Raw genomic sequence first — 25,696 nt, 5'->3', positions numbered from 1 at the left:
ACAACGACAAGGGATGTCGTTAGTCTGCGGGAATTTATCCGAGAAATAATTCACGCTGCCGTCGTAATGACGACAACGTGAACGATTATCGGTGATTAGTGAATGCCACCAATACGGCTTAAACGCACACCGGTCGGCCATTCACCTTCTTGCTTATCGAAACTCATCCAGATAGCGGTCGCTTTACCAACCAGATTCGCTTCCGGTACAAATCCCCAGTAACGGCTGTCCGCGCTGTTATCACGGTTATCACCCATCATGAAGTAGTGTCCCGGCGGAACGATCCATGTTGCCAACGGCTGACCAGGTTGACGGTAATACATCCCCACCTGATCCTGCGCAATCGGCACGGTCAGAATGCGGTGCGTAACCTCACCCAGCGTTTCTTTACGCTCAGAGAGGCGAATACCGTTCTCTTTCGTTTCGTTCAGCGGAACTTCAAAGAAGCCGCTGGTCGCTTCACCGCCGTTACGACGAGCAAAGGTCTGTACAAAATCACTTGGCTGAACATCAGAGTACGTTACCGGCAGCGCGTTTTCACACGCCTGACCGGAACGGCATCCAGGCTGAATAGTCACCTCTTTCGCCACTGGATCGTACGTTACTTTGTCTCCCGGTAAACCGACAGCACGTTTAATGTAGTCCAGACGCGGATCTTCCGGGTATTTAAACACCACGATATCACCGCGTTTCGGATGACCGGTTTCGATCAACGTTTTCTGGTAAATCGGATCTTTAATCCCGTAGGCGAATTTCTCCACCAGGATAAAGTCACCGATAAGCAGCGTCGGCATCATCGAACCTGACGGGATCTGGAATGGTTCATAGATAAATGAACGCACCACCAGCACAATCGCCAGTACCGGGAAAACGGACGCCCCGGTTTCCAGCCAGCCTGGCTTAGGTGCCACTTTTTTCAGCGTAGCTTTATCCAGTGAATCACCTGCAGCAGCTTGCGCTGCTGCCTGACGCTCCCGGCGCTTTGGCGCGAAGATGAATTTATCTACGCACCATAAAATGCCCGTCACCAGTGTGGCAATCACCAGAATCAGGGCAAACATGTTCGCCATGCCAACTCCTTAAGATTATTTGCTGTCTTTACCGACATGCAGAATGGCGAGGAACGCTTCCTGCGGCAGTTCGACGTTACCGATCTGCTTCATGCGCTTTTTACCCTCTTTCTGTTTTTGCAGCAGCTTTTTCTTACGGCTGATATCGCCACCGTAGCATTTCGCCAGAACGTTTTTACGCAGCTGCTTAACCGTTGAACGCGCGATGATGTGCGTACCAATGGCCGCCTGGATCGCGATATCAAACTGCTGACGAGGGATCAGATCTTTCATCTTCTCAACCAGTTCACGGCCACGGCTCTGGGAGTTGTCGCGGTGGGTAATCAGCGCCAGCGCATCGACACGTTCGTTGTTGATAAGGACATCAACACGCACCATGTCAGACGCCTGGAAGCGTTTGAAGTTATAGTCCAGCGACGCGTAGCCGCGAGAGGTCGACTTCAGACGGTCGAAGAAATCGAGTACGACTTCCGCCATTGGAATCTCATACGTCAGCGCCACCTGGTTACCGTGGTAAACCATGTTGGTCTGGACGCCACGCTTCTCGATACACAGGGTGATGACGTTGCCAAGGTAAGCCTGCGGCAGCAGCATGTGACACTCAGCGATCGGCTCACGCAGTTCGTAGATGTTGTTCAGCGGCGGCAGCTTGGACGGGCTATCGACGTAGATAGTCTCTTTCGCCGTGGTTTCGACTTCGTAGACTACGGTCGGCGCGGTGGTGATCAGATCCAGATCGTATTCACGCTCCAGACGTTCCTGAATGATCTCCATGTGCAGCAGACCAAGGAAGCCACAACGGAAGCCGAAGCCCAGCGCGGTAGAGCTTTCCGGTTCGTAGAACAGGGAGGCGTCGTTCAGGCTCAGTTTGCCAAGCGCGTCACGGAAGTTTTCATAGTCGTCAGAGCTCACCGGGAACAGACCGGCGTAAACCTGCGGCTTCACTTTTTTAAAGCCTGGCAGCGGTTTGTCTGCCGGGTTACGCGCCTGCGTCAGGGTATCGCCAACCGGTGCGCCGAGGATGTCTTTAATCGCACAAACCAACCAACCTACCTCGCCGCATTTCAGCTCGGTACGGTCAACCTGTTTTGGCGTGAAGATGCCCAGACGGTCAGCGTTATAGACCTGACCGGTGCTCATTACTTTAATTTTGTCGCCTTTACGCATGGTGCCGTTTTTAATACGCACCAGTGACACCACGCCAAGATAGTTATCGAACCAGGAGTCGATGATCAGCGCCTGCAATGGGCCTTCCGGATCGCCTTCCGGCGGCGGAATGTCGCGTACCAGACGTTCAAGAACGTCAGTGACGCCAACGCCGGTTTTCGCCGAGCAGCGAACGGCATCTGTCGCATCGATACCGACGATATCTTCGATCTCTTCCGCTACGCGTTCAGGATCGGCGGCTGGCAGGTCAATTTTATTCAGTACCGGTACTACTTCCAGATCCATTTCCATGGCGGTATAGCAGTTAGCCAGGGTCTGCGCTTCTACGCCCTGTCCGGCATCAACAACCAGCAATGCGCCTTCACAGGCAGCAAGCGAGCGGGAAACTTCATACGAGAAGTCAACGTGGCCCGGGGTGTCGATAAAGTTAAGCTGATAGGTTTCACCATCAGATGCTTTGAAATCGAGCGTCACGCTCTGCGCTTTGATAGTAATACCGCGCTCACGCTCAAGATCCATCGAGTCGAGAACCTGCGCTTCCATTTCACGGTCAGACAGGCCACCGCAGATCTGGATAATACGGTCAGACAGCGTCGATTTACCGTGGTCGATGTGAGCTATGATTGAAAAGTTACGTATGTTCTTCATATAGTGTAATTATTGTGCCTTACGCCCGCCGGAGCAGGCTCTGAGAAGTCGCTGATCTGAGCTTAACGTCTGTTTAAGTGAAACGCCGCATTCTACACTACAACGCTGAGGCGAGGAAACGTTCATAGAGCAAGGATAGCGGGAACTGGAAACAACCTTGCAAAGTCGGTGAAACTTTTGCCGGATGGCGGCATAAACGCCTTATCCGGCCTACGCCTGCATCTGAGCACGCTGTAGACCTGATAAGCGCAACGCCATCAGGCAAAGATATCACTGCTGGGTTTCGACGCGAATAAGATCGGGTGGGAGAGCAACGTTCAGAATGACCGGCTGCCAGGCTTCGCGCTCAGCAAGCTTACGAGAGTATCCACGAGCAATCAGGAATCCGCCCACCCCCCCCAGCACTGCGCCGCTTAATGCCGCAAGATCGGAACCAAACAGCACCTGGAACAGCGCCGCGAAAAGAAACAGTCCCGCCAACGGAGACATGTAGACCAGCATCGCCGAACCCAGCAGGCTACCTTCGGCAATGCCCAGTTCAACTTTTTGACCAGGGGTCAAGGGTTCGTCGCAGGGCACCACGATAGTGTGTGTGGTCTGTGGTCCCAGTTTGTTCAGTACGCGGCTCCCGCATCCGGCCCGGGAAGCACAGCTGCTACATGATGCTTTAACATCACAGCTGACCGTCGCCAGACCATTTTGCCAGGAGACGACCGTCGCCCACTCTTTAATCATTGTGCTGCCCTGAACTTGATATTGTCCGCGATACGCTTCGCCGTTTGTGGTGGAAGCTCGCCCACAATCGTAATTTCCGCGTTATCACGCACGCTGGTGCTGACCGTTCTGCGGCCAGTACGCAGCAGTTGATCGGCGCTGTTCTGCGTCGCACGGTTTACGTTCACGGAGAAACTAAACAGGCCATCAGAATAAAGGCGTGATTCAATCGGCATGTTATCCATCGTCGGCAGCGGACGTCGACTGCTTGAGACCTCACTGAAACCTTGTGGCAACCACGACGGACTCCAGTTGAAGTTGGTTTTCTCGCCTGCAGGAACCGACAGCAACGGTGGTAAATTCGCTTTTGCTAACGTCTGCATGCTGTCGCTAACACCGTTATTCACGGTAAAGGAGATCACACGGAACTGTTCCAGCGTTTCGCCATCACGATCGAGGAGATCGACACGCATTGGCAGTTTGGTCTCCGTGTCCATCCAAACGATATAGCTGTAACGGGTGCCGTCACGCGCCACAACGCGGATCACTTCACAGAGCCGATCGGCAATACGGGTGCGGCCTACTGAGATAAAATCATAGTAGGGAGCAAGGCGTTTGAAATCGGTGTAAATCAGGGATGGCAGAGAGTCAACGATATAATCGCCGTTCAGCGTGAACGGTTCGAGACCAGGCTCAAAATAGCTAATTTCGTTGCCGCGTTGCACAACTTCCCGGCGCGGTCCATCCATTTGTAATAGTTGCGCGAGTGGACGGTTATCCTGGCGGGCATGACGATAACGTAGGGATTCAACACCCTGCTTATTAATGCTGACAAATGACAGCTCATAGGTTAGCGACTGGCTGGCCAGATTCATCTGCTGCAACAAAGCCCCGGACGCAGGATTGGCCGAGGCGTTTACAGAGAAGAACAGGCTACCAGCCACAAGTGACATGGCAAACCAAAGTTGCTTCATTACTGCGATTGCGTTCCTAAAGTTTGAATTCCTGGCACCTGCACAGCGGCTTGCTGTGTTTGGGCCTGCTCAAACTGAAGCTGTTCAGAGTGCAGTCGACGTTGCAATTCGTAATCCTGCAACATGGCATTAATACGACGACGCTGCTCCTGTACCTGCTGTTGTTGACCGCCGCTGGCCGTCGCGTCAGAAGGTACACCCAGGCTTACCGGACTGGCTTTACCCATCATCGGTAATGTATTAAATACCGGTGTTTCGGGCTGCTGGGACGTTTCAGATTGCCCATTATAGTGCTGGACGCCAACGATAACTGCAAGTGATACGCACGCGGCCACACCCATTTGGGTAAGCTGCGCGGCCCACGGACGCATTTTCTTCCAGAATGGCATTTTCTGCCACTGGTGCGGTGCTGGCTGGGCCTCAGGAATCAATGGCGCCGTCTGGCGTACTGGCTCATCCTGGATGGCGGCCATTACGCGGGCGGAAATATCGAAATGGAGAACGTCGGCGGTATCACCTCGCATGGAATCGCGAATCAGGTGATAACTCTCCCAGGTTTTTTGCATTTCCGGGTCGTGAGTTAGCTCTTTGAGTAACTCAGTATCCAGCGTTTCGCCATCCATTAAAGCGGAAAGTTTCTCTTTCTGCATGCCTAATACCTTTTCCAGTATCCCGCTATCGTCAACGCCTGATAAGCGGTTGAACTTTATTATCAATAGCTTCCCTCGCTCGGAAGATACGTGAACGCACCGTACCTACCGGACAATCCATGATAGCGGCTATCTCTTCATAGCTCAGGCCATCCAGCTCCCGCAAGGTTATTGCCATGCGTAAATCTTCCGGGAGGGACTCAATAGTTCGGAAAACTATCTGTCTCAGTTCTTCTGACAACATTAAGTTCTCAGGGTTCGAAATTTCTTTCAGCGCACCGCCACTTTCGTAATTTTCTGCTTCAATCGCATCAATATCACTGGAAGGTGGACGACGCCCCTGAGCGACCAGGTAATTCTTCGCTGTATTGACTGCAATACGATACAGCCAGGTATAAAAAGCACTATCTCCCCGGAACGAGTCCAGCGCACGATAGGCTTTGATAAATGCTTCTTGTACTACATCGGGTACATCACCCGACGGTACATAGCGAGAAACCAGACTCGCCACCTTATGCTGATAGCGCACTACCAGTAGGTTAAAGGCTTTCTGATCTCCCTTCTGGACCCGTTCTACCAGGACCTGGTCCGTTAACTGCTCGCTCATCCGAGGTAAAGTCTCCCCAAACCAAATTTCCACGCGCTTTCGAAACGCCACTCCATCAGCTTCACTATGAGCAAGCAAATGCTTAGAGTGCTCAAGTTTCGTAAAGTTCCGTTACGCATTGTTTTTTGTTTGTCATGTTGTAGACAGGTCTTATCTCTCATTATAAGTCTACATAACCCGATCAACGCACTATCTGTACAGAAATGCCCATTTCACCGCTTGCAGAGTAACCCAACGGGCACTTTATTTCATCACATAATCTGATGCTAACGGCCTGCTTCACAAAATATTTTTGCCTATTTCGCCCTCATCATGCTTTTCCTTCATGTTTAGTCATTGCAACACATTTAAAAATAAAACGTGCAGTATCGCGCAATGTGGTGCTATGGTGACCAAACACTGTTTAGTAAATTAAACAAACATCATGAATACGATTCCTGAATTATCCTGTGACGTGCTGATCATTGGCAGCGGGGCTGCCGGACTCTCACTGGCGCTGCGCCTGGCTGAAAAACATCAGGTTATTGTCCTGAGCAAAGGGCCGGTCAGCGAAGGCTCGACATTTTATGCCCAGGGGGGTATTGCCGCGGTTTTCGATGAAACCGACAGTATCGACTCCCACGTTGAAGATACGCTGATTGCCGGGGCCGGGCTGTGCGATCGCCATGCGGTTGAATTTGTCGCCAGCAATGCTCGCACCTGCGTTCAATGGCTTATCGATCAGGGCGTCTTATTCGATACACAGGTTCAGCCTAACGGCGAAGAGAGCTATCACCTGACCCGTGAAGGCGGTCACAGCCATCGACGCATCCTGCACGCTGCGGATGCTACCGGCAAAGAAGTCGAAACCACCCTCGTCAGCCAGGCACAAAATCACCCCAATATCCGGGTTCTTGAGCGTAGCAACGCCGTCGACCTGATTGTCTCCGATAAAATCGGTCTGCCAGGAACGCGTCGGGTAGTCGGCGCATGGATCTGGAATCGTAATAAAGAAGCCGTCGAAACCTGCCATGCGAAGTCGGTAGTGTTGGCCACCGGCGGCGCATCAAAGGTGTATCAATACACCACCAATCCGGATATTTCCTCGGGTGACGGGATTGCAATGGCCTGGCGCGCAGGATGCCGCGTCGCCAACCTGGAGTTTAACCAGTTTCACCCGACAGCGCTGTATCATCCGCAGGCGCGCAATTTTCTGCTGACCGAAGCGCTGCGCGGCGAAGGCGCGCACCTGAAGCGCCCGGACGGTTCACGCTTTATGCCCGATTTTGACGAACGTGGCGAACTGGCTCCCCGCGATATTGTCGCCCGCGCCATTGATCATGAAATGAAGCGCCTTGGTGCAGATTGCATGTTCCTCGATATCAGCCATAAGCCGGAAGAATTTGTTCGTCAGCATTTCCCGATGATTTATGAAAAGTTGCTGGGACTGGGCATTGATTTAACCAAAGAGCCAGTTCCCATCGTACCTGCCGCGCACTATACCTGCGGCGGTGTGATGGTGGATGACTTTGGCCGTACCGATGTCGACGGGCTGTATGCGATCGGCGAAGTGAGTTACACCGGCCTGCATGGCGCCAACCGGATGGCATCGAACTCATTGCTGGAGTGTCTGGTTTATGGCTGGTCCGCGGCTGAAGATATCGACAGGCGCATGCCTTATGCTCGCGGCGTTAGCACGCTCCCGGGCTGGGATGAAAGCCGGGTAGAAAACCCGGATGAGTTGGTTGTTATCCAGCATAACTGGCATGAGCTGCGGCTGTTTATGTGGGATTACGTCGGTATTGTGCGTACGACCAAGCGCCTGGAGCGCGCTCTGCGCCGTATCACCATGCTGCAACAGGAAATCGACGAGTATTACGCCCATTTCCGCGTGTCGAACAATTTGCTGGAACTGCGTAACCTGGTGCAGGTTGCCGAGCTGATTGTCCGCTGCGCAATGATGCGCAAAGAGAGTCGGGGCCTGCACTACACGTTGGATTACCCAGAGCAGCTTCCAGAAGCCGGCCCGTCCATTCTCTCGCCGCTAAGTCATCACATAAACAGGTAAAACGCCTGGGTCAGCGCCGTGTAACCTTCAGAGTAACGTTGGTCTGGCCCACGAATCACCAGCCTGTCGCTAAAGCACTCCCCGGCCTGCGGGGAGAATGCCAGCAATACCCGATGCGGTAGTCGGGCTTCCGTTTCTGCTACATCCGTACGTAATCGCAGATGCCAGCCCATACTTAATGCCTGCTGGGTAAACGCGTTCCCAATCTGTTCCGGCAGCACGACACAAAAAAAACCTTCTTCCGTAATGCTGTCCGCCGCCAGCGTAAGCAACATCTGGTGATCGAGCGTGGTGGTATAGCGCGCCTGCTCGCGCTGCGGTGTTGCACATTCCACGCCCTGTTCATAATAGGGAGGGTTGCTGATTATCAAATCAAAACGCACGGTCTGACGCGGTATCCACTGCTGCGCATCTTCTGTATGAACACTCACGCGATGCATCCACGGAGATTGCGCGATGTTCTCCTGCGCCTGCTGCGCGGCATCGACATCAAGCTCCACGGCGTCAATGATGACGTTTTCATCCGTGCGCTGGGCCAACATCAGCGCCAATAGGCCGCTCCCGGTACCAATATCCAGGATCCGCTTTACGCCCGCAACGGGGGCCCAGGCCCCCAATAAAATGCCGTCTGTTCCGACTTTCATTGCACAGCGATCGTGTGCCACAAAAAACTGCTTAAAAGTAAATCCATTACGTCTCAGTACGGATGTAGACTGGGGCATGAAGAACAACCTTCCTGGAAAAAAAACGATAACATAGGATAAAAACAATACCTGAGAAGGTATATCCATACAAACAGATGAAGATTGCAGCCGTAACGTCTATAATCAGCGCCCCACTCAGAGGTAGAACATGACTGTAACGACTTTTTCCGAACTTGAACTCGATGAAAGCCTTCTGGATGCCCTCCAGGAAAAAGGTTTCACTCGCCCGACCGCCATTCAGGCTGCCGCCATTCCGCCTGCGCTCGATGGCCGTGATGTACTCGGTTCTGCGCCGACAGGCACCGGTAAAACGGCGGCATATTTGCTGCCAGCGTTGCAGCACCTGCTCGACTTCCCGCGCAAGAAATCTGGTCCGCCGCGCATTTTAATCCTGACGCCAACGCGCGAACTGGCGATGCAGGTTGCCGAACACGCTCGTGAACTGGCGAAGAATACGCATCTGGATATCGCTACGATTACCGGCGGCGTGGCTTACATGAACCACATGGAAGTCTTTAGCGAAAACCAGGACATCGTGGTCGCCACCACGGGTCGTCTGCTGCAATACATTAAAGAAGAAAACTTCGACTGCCATGCGGTTGAAACGCTAATTCTCGATGAAGCAGACCGTATGCTGGACATGGGCTTTGCCCAGGACATCGAGCATATCGCCGGTGAAACACGCTGGCGTAAGCAAACCATGCTGTTTTCCGCCACGCTGGAAGGCGATGCGATTAAAGATTTTGCCGAGCGTCTGTTGGAAGACCCGGTCGAAGTCTCAGCGGATCCGTCCACCCGCGAACGCAAGAAGATCCATCAGTTTTACTACCGTGCCGATGACATCGAGCACAAAACTGCCATGCTGATCCACCTGTTAAAACAGCCGGAAGCGACTCGCTCGATTGTCTTCGTACGCAAACGTGAGCGTGTGCACGAACTGGCAGGCTGGCTGCGCCAGGCGGGCATTAATAACTGCTATCTCGAAGGCGAGATGGTGCAGAACAAACGTAACGAAGCGATCAAACGCCTGACCGATGGTCGTGTGAACGTGCTGGTAGCAACCGACGTTGCCGCTCGCGGGATCGATATTCCTGACGTCAGCCACGTGTTTAACTTCGACATGCCGCGCAGTGGCGATGCCTATTTGCACCGTATTGGCCGTACCGGTCGTGCTGGCCGTAAAGGCACTGCGATCTCTTTGGTTGAAGCGCACGACCACCTGCTGCTCGGCAAAGCGAGCCGCTATATTGACGAACCGCTGAAAGCTCGCGTCATTGACGAACTGCGTCCAACCACGCGCGCGCCAAGTGAGAAATCTAACGGTAAGCCATCCAAGAAAGTGCTGGCGAAGCGCGCTGAGAAAAAGGCGAAAGAGAAAGAGAAGCCGCGGGTGAAAAAACGTCACCGCGACGCCAAAAATATCGGCAAACGTCGTAAGCCGAGCGGCGCTGCTACCCAGCAGTCCGACAAAGAGTAAACCGAATGCCGGGCCATTTAGCCCGGCATTTTTTCACGTGATGCAAAACTCTCTTCAATGCACTCAAGAAACACCCGCATCGCCGGGCTAACGACTTTTCCGGCATGATAACCACACAATGCCGTAATTAACTCAGGTTGTTCACTGAACGGTAATTCAATCAACTCCCCTGAACGTAACTCTTTCTCGACGGCAAAATGCGGCAAAAAGCTGATCCCAAGATTTGCCGATACGCACTGCTTAATGCTTTCAATGCTCCATAACTCAATGGTATTTTCCAGCGTAATCTGTCGTTTACGCAGTAGCCCCTCGAAGCGTTGTCTGAAAATACATTGCTGCTCATTAATGATAAAACTGCAGGGAATGTGCTGGTTATGCTGAGTAAAATCAACGTGCTGAAGCAGTGGCGAAGCAACTAATGCCAGTGACTGATCGCCAAGCGGCATCAACTCCAGGGCATCGTCATTACCCACCCGATAAAAGACCCCCAGATCAACATCATCACTGAGCAATGCATCGCGAATGACATAACAGTTGAGCGACTGTAAAGACAGCCGCACATGGGGCGCACGTTGTTTAAATCGCTGTAGAACCTGCGGCATTTTATACGCCAGCAGCGTTTCGCCTGTTGCGACACGTAGATCGCCGCTCGGCTGCGCATCCTGATGTGCCGACTGTCGAATCGATGCCATCACGCGCGTCAGGTCATGGATATGCGGCATCAGCCGTTTTCCCTCACTGGTGAGACACATCCGGCGACCAATTTTTTCAAACAACTGCACCGAAAGCTCTTGCTCAAGCTGTTGAATATGAAAGGTAACCGTTGATTGCGTACAGCACAGTTTTTGTGATGCCCGCAGAAATGAACCCTCTTCCACCACCGTTTTTAGCGTAATAAACCGACGTAAATCCATCCGCACCAACCCATCGAAAATATCGAATTCAGAATGCAAAAACATTCATTTTTTTTAATGTTTTGCCTCGGGCACTGTCTACCAAAACAGAGGAGATAACAAGTGACCCCCACGCTTTTAAGTGCATTCTGGACCTATACATTGATTACCGCGCTAACCCCCGGACCAAACAACATCCTTGCGCTCAGCGCCGCGACGTCACACGGTTTTCGTCAGAGTACACGCGTACTGGCCGGAATGAGTCTGGGCTTTTTAATCGTCATGATGATGTGCGCCGGGATTTCATTTTCACTGGCGGTCATGGATCCAGCCATCATCCATTGGCTTAGTTGGGCTGGGGCCGCTTATATCCTGTGGCTGGCGCTGAAGATCGCCACCAGCCCGACCTCGAACGATAGATTGCAGTCAGAGCCGATTAGCTTCTGGGCAAGTTTTGGCTTGCAGTTTGTTAACGTGAAAATCATTTTGTACGGCATTACCGCGTTATCCACGTTCGTATTACCGTACACTCAGGACGCCCACTGGCTGATTGGGGTGAGTATTCTGTTAGCGCTGATCGGCACCTTCGGGAATGCCTGCTGGGCGCTGGCGGGCCATCTTTTTCAGCGCGTTTTTCGCCATTACGGTCGACAGTTGAATATCATTCTGGCGCTGCTTTTGGTGTATTGCGCGGTGAGGATCTTTTACTAACAGATGCAAAAAAGCGGAAGACGCACTGGCATCTTCCGCTTTTTGATTCTCTATTAAACGGGGTTATTCCCCGTGAGCCTTACAGGCTCTCAGTAAAGGTACGAGCAATAACGTCGCGCTGCTGTTCTGGGGTCAGAGAGTTGAAACGCACTGCATAACCAGAAACACGGATGGTCAGCTGCGGATATTTTTCCGGATGCTTAACTGCATCTTCCAGCGTTTCGCGACGCAGAACGTTCACGTTCAGGTGCTGACCACCTTCCACGCGGACTTCCGGCTGTACGTCTACCGGTACTTCACGGTATTCGATTTCGCCCAGTTTGCTGACTGCAACGACTTCATCAGCATTGAAACCTGCTTTCGCAACGATGCAGCGTGCTTCGCCTTTTTCGCTGTCCAGCAGCCAGAAAGAGTTCAGCAGGTCGTCGTTTGCAGCTTTAGTAATCTGGATACCTGTAATCATTTGATGCCTCCCCGGCAAAATTATTTGATCTCGGTTGGCCGTCATCCGGCCAATTGGTAAAACCATTGTTGCTTGAGTGTATATATACCCCTCACACACCCTTGAATCTTTGATTTAAATCAATAAAAACCACACATGAAAAGTGGTGATAGGTGGATTTTATTGTTTTACATCAACTTACGCCATGTGTGCAGATAAACTTTTTACATAAATTTTCAACTATCTTTAAGGGGTAGACCATTGAGTAACGTACAGAATTTTGCGACGTCGAAAGAAGCAGTTAAGCTAGGGGGATTGAAAATTCGCAGGAGAGCGAGATGGCCACCGAATTAACCTGGCACGATGTGCTGGCTGAAGAGAAACAGCAGCCTTATTTTGTTAACACACTGCATACTGTTGCCGGCGAGCGTCAATCGGGAATGACAATTTATCCGCCGCAAAAAGATGTGTTTAACGCTTTTCGCTTTACCGAGCTTGGTGATGTGAAAGTCGTCATCCTGGGTCAGGATCCTTACCACGGTCCAGGCCAGGCACACGGTCTCGCGTTCTCTGTTCGCCCCGGCATTGCCACTCCACCCTCGTTGCTGAATATGTACAAAGAGCTGGAGGCAACGATTCCAGGCTTCACGCGCCCAACGCACGGATATCTGGAAAGCTGGGCACGCCAGGGGGTACTGTTACTCAACACCGTACTCACCGTTCGCGCCGGACAGGCACATTCTCACGCCAGCCTTGGGTGGGAAACATTTACCGATAAAGTCATCAGTCTGATTAACCAACATCGGGAAGGCGTAGTTTTCCTGCTCTGGGGTTCTCACGCACAGAAGAAAGGCGCGATTATTGATACGCAGCGTCACCATGTGTTGAAAGCGCCCCACCCATCACCGCTCTCTGCGCATCGCGGTTTCTTTGGCTGCAATCACTTTGTACTGGCGAATGAATGGCTGGAACAACGAGGTGAAAAGCCAATTGACTGGATGCCGGTATTACCCGCAGAAAGCGAGTAAAAAAATGCCAGCGATTCGCTGGCATTTTTATTATCAGGCTTTGTTCTGACGCCACCACTCCGCGAGCAGCACGCCTGTTGCCACAGAAACGTTTAGCGTTTCTACCTTGCCAGTGCCGTCAATCGCTATGCACAAATCGTCGGCTGAGCATGCTGCTTCTGGCAGAGCTTCACGCTCACGCCCTAATACCAGCACCATTTTTTCCGGCAGCGTGGTAGTAAACAGCGGTTTGCCTTTCGCGCTTGAGGTCATCACAACCGTGTAACCCGCCTGGCGGAAGTCGTCCAGCACATCAACAATGCTGTCGCCGGTAATCGGCTGAACGTGCTCTGCACCACCTTCAGCGGTACGGATGGCCGCACCTGATTCCAGCAGCGCCGCATCCTGAACCACTACGCCTTTCACACCGAAGTGCGCGCAGCTACGCATCATGCCGCCCAGGTTATGCGGGTTAGCGATATCTTCCAGTGCCAGCACACAATCCTGCGCCCCTGCCTGACCGACCCACTGCTTAACGGTAGTACCGTTACGTTTTTTGATCAGGAAACAGACGCCACCGTGGTGTTCTGTGCCAGAGGCTTTCGCCAGCTCGGCTTCGTCAACCACGTGATAGGCTTTTCGGTTTGCCGCCATCCAGCGTAATGCTTCTTTAAAGCGCGGGGTTACGCTCTGAACAAACCAGGCGCGGACGATGGCGTCCGGACGACTCTGGAACAGAGCCTGACAGGCATTCTCACCGTAAACGCGGGTTTCTTCCGCACGCTGACGGCGTAATACTTCAGGATCGATAAAGCTCTTACCGCTAATACCGCCGTGATCGGCTTTATCCGCTGCGTCATCATTCGGTGCGCGGGACACGGTACGCCACGGTGAATCTTCACGTCTGCGGTCACGTTCTACATCGCGGTCACGACCACGTTCACGACCGCGTTCGCTGTTCGGACCCTTTCGGTCATCACGGGCAGGGCGACGACCGCCTTCGGCTCGGGAAGTACCGGGGCGACCGCCGCCTTTGCCAGTACGTGGATTTTGGGTGCGTTTATCCGAGTCATCGTCACTGCGGACGTACATCACTTTGACCTTGCCGTTTTTGTTCTTCAGTTCGTCGCTCATGTTTTTCTCCACCTGCTCTGCGCGAAGCGCGCAGATTACCCGATGTGCACGTCGTTAGCCATTATTTCATTTAAAAGCTAAGGACTATTGTACTCATTGAATAAAACGCATTGTTGTTTAGAACAGACTCCCCGATAATATGTAACATAATAGAAACATACTGGCGTTCCTGCCGTGAAGTCCACTCCACTCATCCAGAGGTTAGTTATGAATACCGTTTGTACCAGCTGCCAGGCTATCAACCGCATCCCCGACGATCGTGTCCAGGAAGCGGCTAAATGCGGACGCTGTGGTCACGACCTGTTTGATGGGGAGGTGATCAATGCGACCGGTGAGACACTGGATAAACTGTTAAAAGACGATCTCCCGGTGGTCGTTGACTTTTGGGCCCCCTGGTGTGGTCCATGTCGTAACTTCGCCCCGATTTTTGAAGATGTCGCGGAAGAGCGTAGCGGTAAAGTGCGTTTTGTTAAAGTGAATACGGAAGCCGAGCGTGAACTCAGCGCCCGTTTCGGTATCCGCAGCATTCCGACCATTATGATTTTCAAAAAAGGGGAAATCGTCGACATGCTTAACGGCGCTGTACCAAAAGCCCCATTTGATAGCTGGCTTAACGAATCATTATAATCTCTACGGGGCGCATCTTGTGCCCCGTTTTCACCTCTGCGACAATAGCGTTTTTCAACGTGTTTCCCCATGACCGATAACGCTGTTCTTCAGTTACGCGCTGAGCGCCTCGCGCGCGCCACGCGTCCTTTCCTTGCCCGAGGTAATCGCGTTCGCCGCTGTCAGCGCTGCCTGCTGCCGCAGAAACTCTGCTTGTGCGCAACGCTGGCACCCTCTGAGGCAAAAAGTCGCTTTTGTCTGGTGATGTTTGATACCGAGCCGATGAAGCCCAGCAACACGGGGCGTTTGATTGCTGATATTCTGCCCGATACCACGGCTTTTCAGTGGTCACGCACCGAGCCGCCGCAGGCGCTGCTGGAACTGGTGAAAAATCCGGATTACCAGCCGATGGTTGTATTCCCGGCCTCCTATGCGGGTGAAGAGCGTGAAGTGATTTTCACGCCACCAGCCGGTAAGCCACCATTGTTTATCATGCTCGACGGTACCTGGCCTGAGGCGCGTAAAATGTTCCGCAAAAGCCCGTACCTCGATAACCTACCGGTGATCTCCGTTGATTTATCACGCCTTTCTGCTTACCACCTGCGTGGCGTTCACGCTGAAGGGCAATATTGCACTGCTGAAGTGGCCATCGCCTTGTTGGATCTGGCGGGAGATACGCAAGCCGCAGAAGGGTTAAGCGATCATTTCACTCGCTTTAAAACCCGCTACCTGGCAGGAAAAACTCAACATCAGGGAAGCGTCACAGCAGATTCATCAGAAAACGTTTAAAATCATTCGGTCACTGGTGTCATTAAGGAAGCCGATATGAGTCAGCGTGGTCTGGAAGCACTACTGCGACCGAAATCCATTGCGGTGATTGGGGCGTCAATGAAGCCTAATCGCGCGGGTTACCTGATGATGCGTAACCTGCTTGCCGGCGGTTTCAATGGACCTGTTTTACCGGTGACGCCCGCATGGAAAGCGGTGCTGGGCGTACTGGCATGGCCCAATATCAACAGCCTGCCCTTTAGCCCGGATCTCGCCGTGTTGTGCACCAATGCCAGCCGTAACCTGGCGTTACTCGAAGCGCTTGGCGAGAAAGGCTGTAAAACCTGCATTATTCTCTCAGCTCCCGCGGCGCAGCACGCAGAGCTGCTGGCCTGCGCATCACGCTACAACATACGTTTGCTGGGCCCCAACAGCCTGGGACTTCTCGCGCCCTGGCAAGGGCTTAACGCCAGCTTTTCCCCCGTCCCGATTAAGCGCGGCAAGCTGGCTTTTATCTCTCAATCCGCTGCCGTATCCAATACCATACTCGACTGGGCACAGCAGAGAGAAATGGGCTTTTCTTACTTTATCGCGCTGGGTGATAGCCTGGATATCGACGTTGATGAGCTGCTGGATTACCTGGCGCGCGACAGCAAAACCAGCGCGATATTGCTGTATCTCGAGCATTTAAGTGATGCCCGACGCTTTGTTTCCGCCGCCCGCAGCGCCTCGCGCAATAAACCTATTTTGGTGATTAAGAGCGGTCGTAGTCCAGCGGCGCAGCGTTTACTGCATACCAGCGCCGGGATGGATCCTGCGTGGGATGCCGCTATTCAGCGTGCCGGTTTATTACGCGTGCAAGACACTCACGAGCTGTTTTCGGCGGTCGAAACCCTGAGCCACATGCGTCCACTACGTGGCGACAGGCTGATGATCATCAGCAATGGGGCCGCGCCTGCCGCACTGGCATTAGATGAACTGTGGTCAAAAAATGGCAAGTTGGCGACGTTGAGTGAAGACACCTGCCAGAAATTACGCGATGCATTGCCTGAACATGTTGATATCGCCAACCCGCTGGATCTGCGTGATGACGCCAGCAGCGAACACTACGTTAAGACGCTGGATATTTTGCTCGCCAGCCAAGATTTCGACGCGCTGATGGTGATTCATTCACCCAGCGCAGCCGCTCCCGGAACCGAAAGCGCACTGGCATTGATTGAAGCGGTAAAGCATCACCCCCGAGGAAAATTCGTCTCGTTGCTGACCAACTGGTGCGGAGAGTTTTCCTCTCAGGAAGCCCGCAGACTGTTTAGCGAAGCCGGACTGCCCACCTACCGCACGCCGGAAGGTACCATCACCGCATTTATGCATATGGTGGAGTATCGGCGAAACCAGAAGCAGCTACGAGAAACGCCTGCGCTGCCTGACAGCCTGACCTCCAACACCGCCGAAGCGCATAATCTGTTACAGCGGGCGATTGCTGAAGGAGCGACATCGCTTGATACCCATGAAGTGCAGCCGATTTTACAGGCTTATGGCTTACACACGCTGCCAACGTGGATCGCCAGCGACAGCGCGGAAGCCGTACACATCGCGGAGCAAATCGGCTACCCGGTGGCGCTCAAGCTGCGTTCTCCTGATATTCCGCATAAATCAGAAGTTCAGGGGGTGATGCTCTACCTGCGTACAGCCACTGAAGTGCAGCAGGCCGCCAATGCAATTTTCGATCGGGTAAAAATGGCCTGGCCGCAGGCACGCATTCACGGCTTATTAGTGCAAAGTATGGCGAATCGCGCCGGCGCTCAGGAGCTTCGCGTTGTCGTTGAACACGACCCGGTATTTGGCCCGTTGATTATGCTGGGTGAAGGTGGTGTTGAGTGGCGACCGGAAGAGCAAGCCGTGGTGGCATTGCCGCCATTGAACATGAATCTGGCGCGTTATCTGGTGATCCAGGGGATCAAAAATAAAAAGATCCGCGCGCGCAGCGCACTGCGCCCTTTGGATATCGCCGGGTTGAGCCAACTTCTGGTGCAGGTCTCCAACCTGATCGTCGATTGCCCGGAAATTCAGCGTCTGGATATTCATCCGCTGCTGGCCTCGGCCGGAGAATTTACCGCGCTGGACGTTACGCTGGATATTGCCCCTTTCACGGGAGATAACGAAAGCAGACTGGCTGTACGTCCCTACCCTCATCAGCTTGAAGAGTGGGTGGAGTTGAAGAACGGCGAGCGCTGTCTGTTCCGCCCCATTTTGCCGGAGGATGAACCTCATCTTCAGCAGTTCATTTCTCAGGTGACAAAAGAAGATCTTTATTATCGCTATTTCAGTGAGATCAACGAATTTACCCACGAAGATTTAGCCAATATGACGCAGATCGACTACGATCGGGAAATGGCCTTTGTTGCGGTGCGTTGTAAAGATAATCACGAAGAGATCCTCGGCGTAACGCGAGCAATCTCGGATCCTGATAACGTAGACGCTGAGTTTGCCGTACTGGTTCGTTCCGATCTCAAAGGGCTTGGACTGGGTCGCCGATTGATGGAAAAATTAATTGCCTATACTCGAGATCACGGACTTATACGTTTGAATGGTATTACGATGCCGAACAATCGTGGGATGGTCGCCCTGGCCCGAAAACTCGGGTTTGTTGTTGACGTCCAGCTCGAAGAGGGAATTGTTGGGCTAACGCTTAATCTGGCCCAATGTGAGGAATCGTGAGTAAGGTACTGGAAATGTTGACCACATTAATGGGTACTGGTGGTATCATTGCCCGCTTATGTCGTCTGCATAGCACAGAGGACCCTTCAATGAACAGAGAAGAAATGCACTGTGATGTTGTCAAAATTTAAGCGTAATAAACATCAACAACACCTTGCCCAACTACCCAAGATTTCTCAGTCAGTTGATGATGTAGATTTCTTTTATGCTCCCGCTAATTTCAGGGAGACTCTGCTGGAAAAAATAGCCAGCGCGACGCGACGGATCTGCATTATTGCGCTGTACCTGGAACAGGATGACGGTGGTAAAGGCATACTTGACGCTCTCTATGCGGCAAAACGGCAGCGTCCTGAACTGGATGTCCGGGTGCTTGTCGACTGGCACCGAGCCCAGCGCGGTCGTATTGGTGCTGCGGCATCCAATACCAATGCTGACTGGTATTGCCGAATGGCGCAAGAAAACCCTGGTATCGATATTCCTGTCTATGGCGTTCCGATTAACACCCGCGAAGCGCTTGGCGTCCTGCATTTCAAAGGCTTTATCATTGATGACAGCGTCCTGTACAGCGGGGCCAGTCTGAACGATGTTTACCTGCATCAGCATGATAAATATCGCTATGACCGTTATCAGTTGATTCGCAACGCGCAAATGGCCGATATCATGTTCGATTGGGTGACGCAAAACCTGATGAACGGTCGCGGCGTTAACCGTCTTGATGATATCAACCGCCCTAAAAGCCCAGAAATTAAAAACGACATCCGCCTGTACCGTCAGGAACTGCGCGATGCGTCATTCCATTTTCAGGGTGATGCTGATAACGAACAGCTTTCGGTTACGCCTCTGGTGGGCCTTGGGAAATCCAGTCTGTTAAATAAGACCATTTTCCATCTTATGCCCTGCGCGGAGCACAAGCTTACAATCTGTACCCCTTATTTCAACCTTCCCGCCATACTGGTGCGCAATATCATTCAACTGCTGCGTGAAGGGAAAAAGGTCGAAATCATTGTCGGTGATAAAACCGCCAACGACTTTTTCATCCCGGAAGATGAGCCATTCAAGATCATCGGTGCGCTGCCTTATCTGTATGAAATCAATCTGCGCCGTTTCTTGAGCAGATTGCAGTATTACGTGAATACCGACCAGCTGGTCGTACGCCTATGGAAAGATGATGACAACACCTATCATCTGAAAGGTATGTGGGTTGATGATAAATGGATGCTGCTCACCGGCAACAACCTTAACCCTCGTGCCTGGCGTCTGGATCTGGAAAACGCCATCCTTATCCACGATCCTAAGCAAGAGCTCACCCCTCAGCGCGATAAAGAGCTGGAGCTTATCCGTACGCATACTACCGTCGTTAAGCACTATCGCGACCTGCAAAGCATTGCTGACTATCCGGTCAAAGTGCGTAAGCTCATCCGTCGACTACGCCGTATTCGTATCGACAGATTAATTAGCCGTATTCTGTAATCAAGACCCCGTCCAGTGACGGGGTTTTTCATATGGAGGCAACGGTGCGCCTGTTCATTCTTACCAGTATCCTTGCCATTTCGGGCTGCAGCCATATGGCTAACGACCAGTGGAGCGGGCAAGACAAAGCTCAACACTTCATCGCCTCCGCCATGCTTGCCGCAGCCGGCAATGAATATGCCCAACATCAGGGCAACAGCCGCGATCGCAGTGCGGCTATCGGCCTGATGTTCTCAGTCGGCCTGGGCGCGTCAAAAGAGCTATGGGACAGCCGTCCCGCAGGGAGCGGCTGGAGCTGGAAGGACTTCGCCTGGGATGTTGCAGGCGCATCTACCGGCTATGCGGTCTGGCAACTGGCACATTACTAGAGGCGCAGACCTTTCCCTTTCCCATGCAGCATTAGCGATACTAAAAACGCAACTACTGCCAGCGCAGTGACGTACCAGAAGAATGTCGTTTCCATACCGACAGACTTCAGGGACAACGCGACATATTCGGCTGAACCGCCAAACAGCGCATTGGCCACCGCATAAGATAAGCCGACCCCAAGAGCGCGTACCTGTGCCGGGAACATTTCGGCCTTCAGAATACCGCTAATTGACGTATAGAAACTGACGATTAACAGAGCACACATCACCAGAGCAAACGCCATATACGGGGATGTTACGCTTTGCAATGCTGTCAGAATGGGAACGGTGAAAATCACGGCCAACGCGCCAAAACACAGCATTGAAGTACGCCGGCCAATTTTATCAGATAAGGCGCCAAACAACGGTTGTACCAGCATGAACACACACAGTGCCGCCGTCATAATCCCGCTGGCTACGTTGGCATGCATACCGGCTGTGTTAACCAGGTACTTCTGCATATAGGTTGTGAATGTGTAAAAACACAACGAACCCGCGGCGGTAAAACCAAGCACCATGACAAAAGCTTTGCGATTACGCCACAGACCTTTCAGGGAACCCGCTTCTTTCAGCGCGCGAACATCCTGTTTCGAGGTTTCATCCAGTTGGCGACGCAGCCATAGCGCAACAATAGCCAGCACGGCGCCCAACGCAAATGGAATACGCCAACCCCACTCTCTGAGCGCAGAGTCTTCTAACGTGTGCTGTAATATGACCACAACCAGTAATGCCAGTAACTGTCCGCCGATTAACGTTACGTACTGGAATGAAGCATAAAAACCTTTCTTACCTTCAACGGCGACTTCACTCATATAGGTCGCGCTGGTTCCGTATTCACCACCGACAGATAACCCCTGGAATAGCCTTGCCAGCAGTAATAGCGCTGGGGCCCAGGTACCGATAGTTTCATATCCCGGTAGACAAGCGATCACCAACGATCCCATGCACATCATACAAACGGACAGCAACATGGACTTTTTACGCCCGTGCTTATCCGCGATACGGCCAAACAGCCAGCCTCCAATTGGTCGCATCAAGAAGCCAGCGGCAAAAACGCCAGCGGTTTGTAAGAGTTGTGTGGTGGTATTTCCTGATGGAAAAAAGATATGAGCAAAATAAAGAGAGCAGAATGAATAGATATAGAAATCAAACCATTCGACCAGATTCCCTGATGATGCTCCGACAATCGCCCATATACGACGACGGGTATCGCCGTCTGCCAGCGCCCCGTTCTCAGTTACACTACTATCAGCCATTAGAATTGTACCCCTGCCAACGATCGCGTGAATTTATCAATGATGGTTGTGTGTTTTTTAGTGAATAGAATGTTATATAATTGTTATATCTTATTGTGCGGTAAAGATCACGATTTTAATTAGCAGAGAAAGGATTCAGATATGTTCGAGGGAGAGATCCGTGTAGTAGATCGAGACAGTGTGCTTTTGTTGGCCGGATAAGGCGGCACGCCGCATCCGGCAATGTACCACCGTGTTGCCTGATGCGATGCGCTTATCAGGCCTACAAAATACATTCAGCCCAGCCCCTGTAGGCCGGATAAGGCGGCACGCCGCATCCGGCAATGTACCGCCGCGTTGCCTGATGCGCTGCGCTTATCAGGCCTACAAAATACGTTCAGCCCAGCCCCTGTAGGCCGGATAAGGCGGCACGCCGCATCCGGCAATGTACCGCCGCGTTGCCTGATGCGCTGTGCTTATCAGGCCTACAAAATACATTCAGCCCTGCCTCTGCAGGCCGGATAAGGCGGCACGCCGCATCCGGCGGTTTTCATCCCGCACAGACGCAAAAAAGCCCATCCGTCAGGATGGGCTTCTTCACTAAATTAATGCCTGGCAGTTTATGGCGGGCGTCCTGCCCGCCACCCTCCGGGCCGTTGCTGCGCAACGTTCAAATCCGCTCCCGGCGGATTTGTCCTCCTAAGGAGAGCACTCACCGACAGACAACAGATAAAACAAAAGGCCCAGTCTTTCGACTGAGCCTTTCGCTTTTATTTGATGCCTGGCAGTTCCCTACTCTCGCATGGGGAGACCCCACACTACCATCGGCGCTACGGCGTTTCACTTCTGAGTTCGGCATGGGGTCAGGTGGGACCACCGCGCTACAGCCGCCAGGCAAATTCTGTTTATCAACACGCTTTTGCATGTCAATCTAATCTGTAATCAAGCTGAATCTTGTGTCTGTCTCTTCGCCAAAACATCTTCGGCGTTGTAAGGTTAAGCCTCACGGTTCATTAGTATCGGTTAGCTCAATGTATCGCTACACTTACACACCCGACCTATCAACGTCGTCGTCTTCAACGTTCCTTCAGGACTCTCAGGGAGTCAGGGAGAACTCATCTCGGGGCAAGTTTCGTGCTTAGATGCTTTCAGCACTTATCTCTTCCGCATTTAGCTACCGGGCAATGCCATTGGCATGACAACCCGAACACCAGTGATGCGTCCACTCCGGTCCTCTCGTACTAGGAGCAGCCCCCCTCAATTCTCCAGCGCCCACGGCAGATAGGGACCGAACTGTCTCACGACGTTCTAAACCCAGCTCGCGTACCACTTTAAATGGCGAACAGCCATACCCTTGGGACCTACTTCAGCCCCAGGATGTGATGAGCCGACATCGAGGTGCCAAACACCGCCGTCGATATGAACTCTTGGGCGGTATCAGCCTGTTATCCCCGGAGTACCTTTTATCCGTTGAGCGATGGCCCTTCCATTCAGAACCACCGGATCACTAAGACCTGCTTTCGCACCTGCTCGAGCCGTCACTCTCGCAGTCAAGCTAGCTTATGCCTTTGCACTAACCTCCTGATGTCCGACCAGGATTAGCTAACCTTCGTGCTCCTCCGTTACTCTTTAGGAGGAGACCGCCCCAGTCAAACTACCCACCAGACACTGTCCGCAACCCGGATTACGGGTCTACGTTAGAACACCAGCCATTAAAGGGTGGTATTTCAAGGATGGCTCCATGCAGACTGGCGTCCACACTTCAAAGCCTCCCACCTATCCTACACATCAAGGACCAGTGTTCAGTGTCAAGCTATAGTAAAGGTTCACGGGGTCTTTCCGTCTTGCCGCGGGTACACTGCATCTTCACAGCGAGTTCAATTTCACTGAGTCTCGGGTGGAGACAGCCTGGCCATCATTACGCCATTCGTGCAGGTCGGAACTTACCCGACAAGGAATTTCGCTACCTTAGGACCGTTATAGTTACGGCCGCCGTTTACCGGGGCTTCGATCAAGAGCTTCTCCTTACGGATAACCCCATCAATTAACCTTCCGGCACCGGGCAGGCGTCACACCGTATACGTCCACTTTCGTGTTTGCACAGTGCTGTGTTTTTAATAAACAGTTGCAGCCAGCTGGTATCTTCGACTGATTTCAGCTCCATGGGTAAACCACTTCACCTACATATCAGCGTGCCTTCTCCCGAAGTTACGGCACCATTTTGCCTAGTTCCTTCACCCGAGTTCTCTCAAGCGCCTTGGTATTCTCTACCTGACCACCTGTGTCGGTTTGGGGTACGATTTCGTGTTACCTGATGCTTAGAGGCTTTTCCTGGAAGCAGGGCATTTGTTACTTCAGCACCGTAGTGCCTCGTCATCACACCTCAGCGTTAATAAGGTACCGGATTTACCTGGAACCTCCGCCTACATGCTTAAACCGGGACAACCGTCGCCCGGCTAACATAGCCTTCTCCGTCCCCCCTTCGCAGTAACACCAAGTACAGGAATATTAACCTGTTTCCCATCGACTACGCCTTTCGGCCTCGCCTTAGGGGTCGACTCACCCTGCCCCGATTAACGTTGGACAGGAACCCTTGGTCTTCCGGCGTGCGGGTTTTTCACCCGCATTATCGTTACTTATGTCAGCATTCGCACTTCTGATACCTCCAGCATACCTCACGATACACCTTCAACGGCTTACAGAACGCTCCCCTACCCAACAACACATAGTGTCGCTGCCGCAGCTTCGGTGCATGGTTTAGCCCCGTTACATCTTCCGCGCAGGCCGACTCGACCAGTGAGCTATTACGCTTTCTTTAAATGATGGCTGCTTCTAAGCCAACATCCTGGCTGTCTGTGCCTTCCCACATCGTTTCCCACTTAACCATGACTTTGGGACCTTAGCTGGCGGTCTGGGTTGTTTCCCTCTTCACGACGGACGTTAGCACCCGCCGTGTGTCTCCCGTGATAACATTCTTCGGTATTCGCAGTTTGCATCGGGTTGGTAAGTCGGGATGACCCCCTAGCCGAAACAGTGCTCTACCCCCGAAGATGAGTTCACGAGGCGCTACCTAAATAGCTTTCGGGGAGAACCAGCTATCTCCCGGTTTGATTGGCCTTTCACCCCCAGCCACAAGTCATCCGCTAATTTTTCAACATTAGTCGGTTCGGTCCTCCAGTTAGTGTTACCCAACCTTCAACCTGCCCATGGCTAGATCACCGGGTTTCGGGTCTATACCCTGCAACTTAACGCCCAGTTAAGACTCGGTTTCCCTTCGGCTCCCCTATTCGGTTAACCTTGCTACAGAATATAAGTCGCTGACCCATTATACAAAAGGTACGCAGTCACACCCCAAAGGGTGCTCCCACTGCTTGTACGTACACGGTTTCAGGTTCTTTTTCACTCCCCTCGCCGGGGTTCTTTTCGCCTTTCCCTCACGGTACTGGTTCACTATCGGTCAGTCAGGAGTATTTAGCCTTGGAGGATGGTCCCCCCATATTCAGACAGGATACCACGTGTCCCGCCCTACTCTTCGAGTTCACAACACATGCACTTTTGTGTACGGGACTTTCACCCTGTATCGTGCGACTTTCCAGACGCTTCCACTAACACACATGCTGATTCAGACTCTGGGCTGCTCCCCGTTCGCTCGCCGCTACTGGGGGAATCTCGGTTGATTTCTTTTCCTCGGGGTACTTAGATGTTTCAGTTCCCCCGGTTCGCTTCATTACGCTATGTATTCACGTAATGATAGTGTGACGAATCACACTGGGTTTCCCCATTCGGAAATCGCCGGTTATAACGGTTCATATCACCTTACCGACGCTTATCGCAGATTAGCACGTCCTTCATCGCCTCTGACTGCCAGGGCATCCACCGTGTACGCTTAGTCGCTTAACCTCACAACCCGAAGATGTTTCTTTCGATTCATCATCGACTTGCAAAAATTTGAGAGACTCGAACACACCGCTTTTCATTTCTTATTACGGAGAAATGAAACAGTGTGTCGTTTCAATTTTCAGCTTGATCCAGATTTTTAAAGAGCAAATATCTCAAACGTGACTTGTAAGTCAGTTTTGAGATACTTCGGTCGGCGACTTTCACTCACACATACCAGCAAGTGGCGTCCCCTAGGGGATTCGAACCCCTGTTACCGCCGTGAAAGGGCGGTGTCCTGGGCCTCTAGACGAAGGGGACACTGAAGTCTCAATCGCAAGACGCCTTGCTATTTACTTTTCATCAGACAA

The 25,696-nt window shown here is 52.4% G+C and carries 21 protein-coding genes, 1 tRNA gene and 2 rRNA genes; 9 read left to right on the top strand and 15 right to left on the bottom strand.

All coding sequences use genetic code 11. The annotated features are described in order from the left end of the window. Positions 1 to 95: 95 nt before the first annotated feature. The 7 genes from lepB to rseD all read right to left on the bottom strand — a co-directional run bounded on the left by lepB (position 96) and on the right by rseD (position 5,991). Positions 96 to 1,070: a signal peptidase I gene (lepB, locus tag GHC22_RS06195; RefSeq protein WP_003835329.1), complete on the bottom strand. Its 975-nt coding sequence runs from the start codon at positions 1,068 to 1,070 to the stop codon at positions 96 to 98. Between the two features lie 15 nt (positions 1,071 to 1,085). Next, entirely contained in the window at positions 1,086 to 2,885 is a 1,800-nt protein-coding gene (gene lepA, locus GHC22_RS06190) for a translation elongation factor 4 (RefSeq protein ID WP_003037577.1), read from the bottom strand. A 270-nt stretch (positions 2,886 to 3,155) separates the two neighbouring features. Further along, positions 3,156 to 3,620, bottom strand: coding sequence for a SoxR-reducing system protein RseC (gene rseC / locus GHC22_RS06185; protein WP_003037576.1), 465 nt, complete (start codon positions 3,618 to 3,620; stop codon positions 3,156 to 3,158). Further along, the gene (gene rseB, locus GHC22_RS06180) at positions 3,617 to 4,573 is read right to left on the bottom strand and encodes a sigma-E factor regulatory protein RseB (protein ID WP_003835334.1); all 957 of its coding nucleotides are present in this window, start codon (positions 4,571 to 4,573) and stop codon (positions 3,617 to 3,619) included. Before rseB ends, rseC begins: the two co-directional genes overlap by 4 nt. Next, complete coding sequence (gene rseA / locus GHC22_RS06175; RefSeq protein ID WP_008785497.1) at positions 4,573 to 5,223, bottom strand: anti-sigma-E factor RseA; 651 nt, start codon at positions 5,221 to 5,223, stop codon at positions 4,573 to 4,575. Before rseA ends, rseB begins: the two co-directional genes overlap by 1 nt. Before the next feature lie 31 nt (positions 5,224 to 5,254). After that, positions 5,255 to 5,830: an RNA polymerase sigma factor RpoE gene (rpoE, locus tag GHC22_RS06170; RefSeq protein ID WP_003037573.1), complete on the bottom strand. Its 576-nt coding sequence runs from the start codon at positions 5,828 to 5,830 to the stop codon at positions 5,255 to 5,257. Beyond that, the gene (gene rseD / locus GHC22_RS06165; RefSeq protein WP_122973798.1) at positions 5,827 to 5,991 is read right to left on the bottom strand and encodes a rpoE leader peptide RseD; all 165 of its coding nucleotides are present in this window, start codon (positions 5,989 to 5,991) and stop codon (positions 5,827 to 5,829) included. Before rseD ends, rpoE begins: the two co-directional genes overlap by 4 nt. 263 nt (positions 5,992 to 6,254) lie before the next feature. Here rseD and nadB point away from each other — a divergent pair, with 263 nt between their 5' ends. Further along, on the top strand, positions 6,255 to 7,877 hold the full coding sequence (gene nadB / locus GHC22_RS06160; protein ID WP_153752459.1) for an L-aspartate oxidase: 1,623 nt from the start codon (positions 6,255 to 6,257) through the stop codon (positions 7,875 to 7,877). Here nadB and trmN read toward each other — a convergent pair. Next, complete coding sequence (gene trmN, locus GHC22_RS06155; RefSeq protein WP_020996709.1) at positions 7,862 to 8,599, bottom strand: tRNA(1)(Val) (adenine(37)-N(6))-methyltransferase TrmN; 738 nt, start codon at positions 8,597 to 8,599, stop codon at positions 7,862 to 7,864. The genes nadB and trmN overlap by 16 nt on opposite strands. A gap of 130 nt (positions 8,600 to 8,729) precedes the next feature. Between trmN and srmB the strand changes: the two genes are divergently transcribed. Beyond that, complete coding sequence (srmB, locus tag GHC22_RS06150; RefSeq protein ID WP_003835340.1) at positions 8,730 to 10,058, top strand: ATP-dependent RNA helicase SrmB; 1,329 nt, start codon at positions 8,730 to 8,732, stop codon at positions 10,056 to 10,058. 17 nt (positions 10,059 to 10,075) lie between these two features. On the opposite strand, the gene GHC22_RS06145 is transcribed toward srmB, so the two are convergent. Further along, a complete protein-coding gene (locus GHC22_RS06145) occupies positions 10,076 to 10,972 on the bottom strand; it encodes a LysR family transcriptional regulator (protein ID WP_153753960.1) in 897 nt (298 codons plus the stop codon). Positions 10,973 to 11,074: 102 nt separating this feature from the next. Between GHC22_RS06145 and eamB the strand changes: the two genes are divergently transcribed. Then, positions 11,075 to 11,662, top strand: coding sequence for a cysteine/O-acetylserine transporter (gene eamB / locus GHC22_RS06140; protein WP_111465240.1), 588 nt, complete (start codon positions 11,075 to 11,077; stop codon positions 11,660 to 11,662). A 79-nt stretch (positions 11,663 to 11,741) separates the two neighbouring features. On the opposite strand, the gene grcA is transcribed toward eamB, so the two are convergent. Next, on the bottom strand, positions 11,742 to 12,125 hold the full coding sequence (grcA, locus tag GHC22_RS06135) for an autonomous glycyl radical cofactor GrcA (protein ID WP_003037563.1): 384 nt from the start codon (positions 12,123 to 12,125) through the stop codon (positions 11,742 to 11,744). A 317-nt stretch (positions 12,126 to 12,442) separates the two neighbouring features. Here grcA and ung point away from each other — a divergent pair, with 317 nt between their 5' ends. Next, the gene (ung, locus tag GHC22_RS06130) at positions 12,443 to 13,132 is read left to right on the top strand and encodes a uracil-DNA glycosylase (RefSeq protein WP_008785504.1); all 690 of its coding nucleotides are present in this window, start codon (positions 12,443 to 12,445) and stop codon (positions 13,130 to 13,132) included. 33 nt (positions 13,133 to 13,165) lie between these two features. On the opposite strand, the gene GHC22_RS06125 is transcribed toward ung, so the two are convergent. Next, positions 13,166 to 14,245: a tRNA/rRNA methyltransferase gene (locus GHC22_RS06125; protein WP_020996710.1), complete on the bottom strand. Its 1,080-nt coding sequence runs from the start codon at positions 14,243 to 14,245 to the stop codon at positions 13,166 to 13,168. Positions 14,246 to 14,452: 207 nt separating this feature from the next. Here GHC22_RS06125 and trxC point away from each other — a divergent pair, with 207 nt between their 5' ends. The 5 genes from trxC (at position 14,453) to GHC22_RS06100 (ending at position 20,175) form a co-directional block, all read left to right on the top strand. Further along, positions 14,453 to 14,872, top strand: a complete 420-nt coding sequence (gene trxC / locus GHC22_RS06120; protein WP_008785506.1) for a thioredoxin TrxC — start codon at positions 14,453 to 14,455, stop codon at positions 14,870 to 14,872. Between the two features lie 69 nt (positions 14,873 to 14,941). Next, the gene (tapT, locus tag GHC22_RS06115; RefSeq protein WP_003835347.1) at positions 14,942 to 15,640 is read left to right on the top strand and encodes a tRNA-uridine aminocarboxypropyltransferase; all 699 of its coding nucleotides are present in this window, start codon (positions 14,942 to 14,944) and stop codon (positions 15,638 to 15,640) included. A 36-nt stretch (positions 15,641 to 15,676) separates the two neighbouring features. Next, positions 15,677 to 18,337: a protein lysine acetyltransferase gene (gene pat, locus GHC22_RS06110; RefSeq protein WP_032944266.1), complete on the top strand. Its 2,661-nt coding sequence runs from the start codon at positions 15,677 to 15,679 to the stop codon at positions 18,335 to 18,337. Positions 18,338 to 18,451: 114 nt separating this feature from the next. Continuing rightward, positions 18,452 to 19,807 carry a CDP-diacylglycerol--serine O-phosphatidyltransferase gene (gene pssA, locus GHC22_RS06105; protein WP_003835350.1) on the top strand — a complete coding sequence of 452 codons (1,356 nt, stop codon included), beginning with the start codon at positions 18,452 to 18,454 and terminating at the stop codon, positions 19,805 to 19,807. Between the two features lie 32 nt (positions 19,808 to 19,839). Next, entirely contained in the window at positions 19,840 to 20,175 is a 336-nt protein-coding gene (locus tag GHC22_RS06100; RefSeq protein WP_370458816.1) for a YfiM family lipoprotein, read from the top strand. Here the strand turns inward: GHC22_RS06100 and GHC22_RS06095 are convergent. The 4 genes from GHC22_RS06095 to GHC22_RS06080 form a co-directional block, all read right to left on the bottom strand. Beyond that, entirely contained in the window at positions 20,172 to 21,470 is a 1,299-nt protein-coding gene (locus GHC22_RS06095; protein WP_153752457.1) for an MFS transporter, read from the bottom strand. The genes GHC22_RS06100 and GHC22_RS06095 overlap by 4 nt on opposite strands. Positions 21,471 to 22,228: 758 nt before the next feature. Beyond that, positions 22,229 to 22,344 (bottom strand): 5S ribosomal RNA (gene rrf / locus GHC22_RS06090). A gap of 97 nt (positions 22,345 to 22,441) precedes the next feature. Continuing rightward, positions 22,442 to 25,349 (bottom strand): 23S ribosomal RNA (locus tag GHC22_RS06085). Between the two features lie 221 nt (positions 25,350 to 25,570). Continuing rightward, positions 25,571 to 25,646: transfer RNA gene (locus GHC22_RS06080), tRNA-Glu, on the bottom strand. Positions 25,647 to 25,696: the final 50 nt, after the last annotated feature.

The organism is Citrobacter sp. H12-3-2, from assembly GCF_009649895.1.
Taxonomy (GTDB): domain Bacteria; phylum Pseudomonadota; class Gammaproteobacteria; order Enterobacterales; family Enterobacteriaceae; genus Citrobacter; species Citrobacter portucalensis.
Note: the sequence above shows the minus strand (reverse complement) of the source record. Positions and strands in the feature narration are given on the sequence as shown.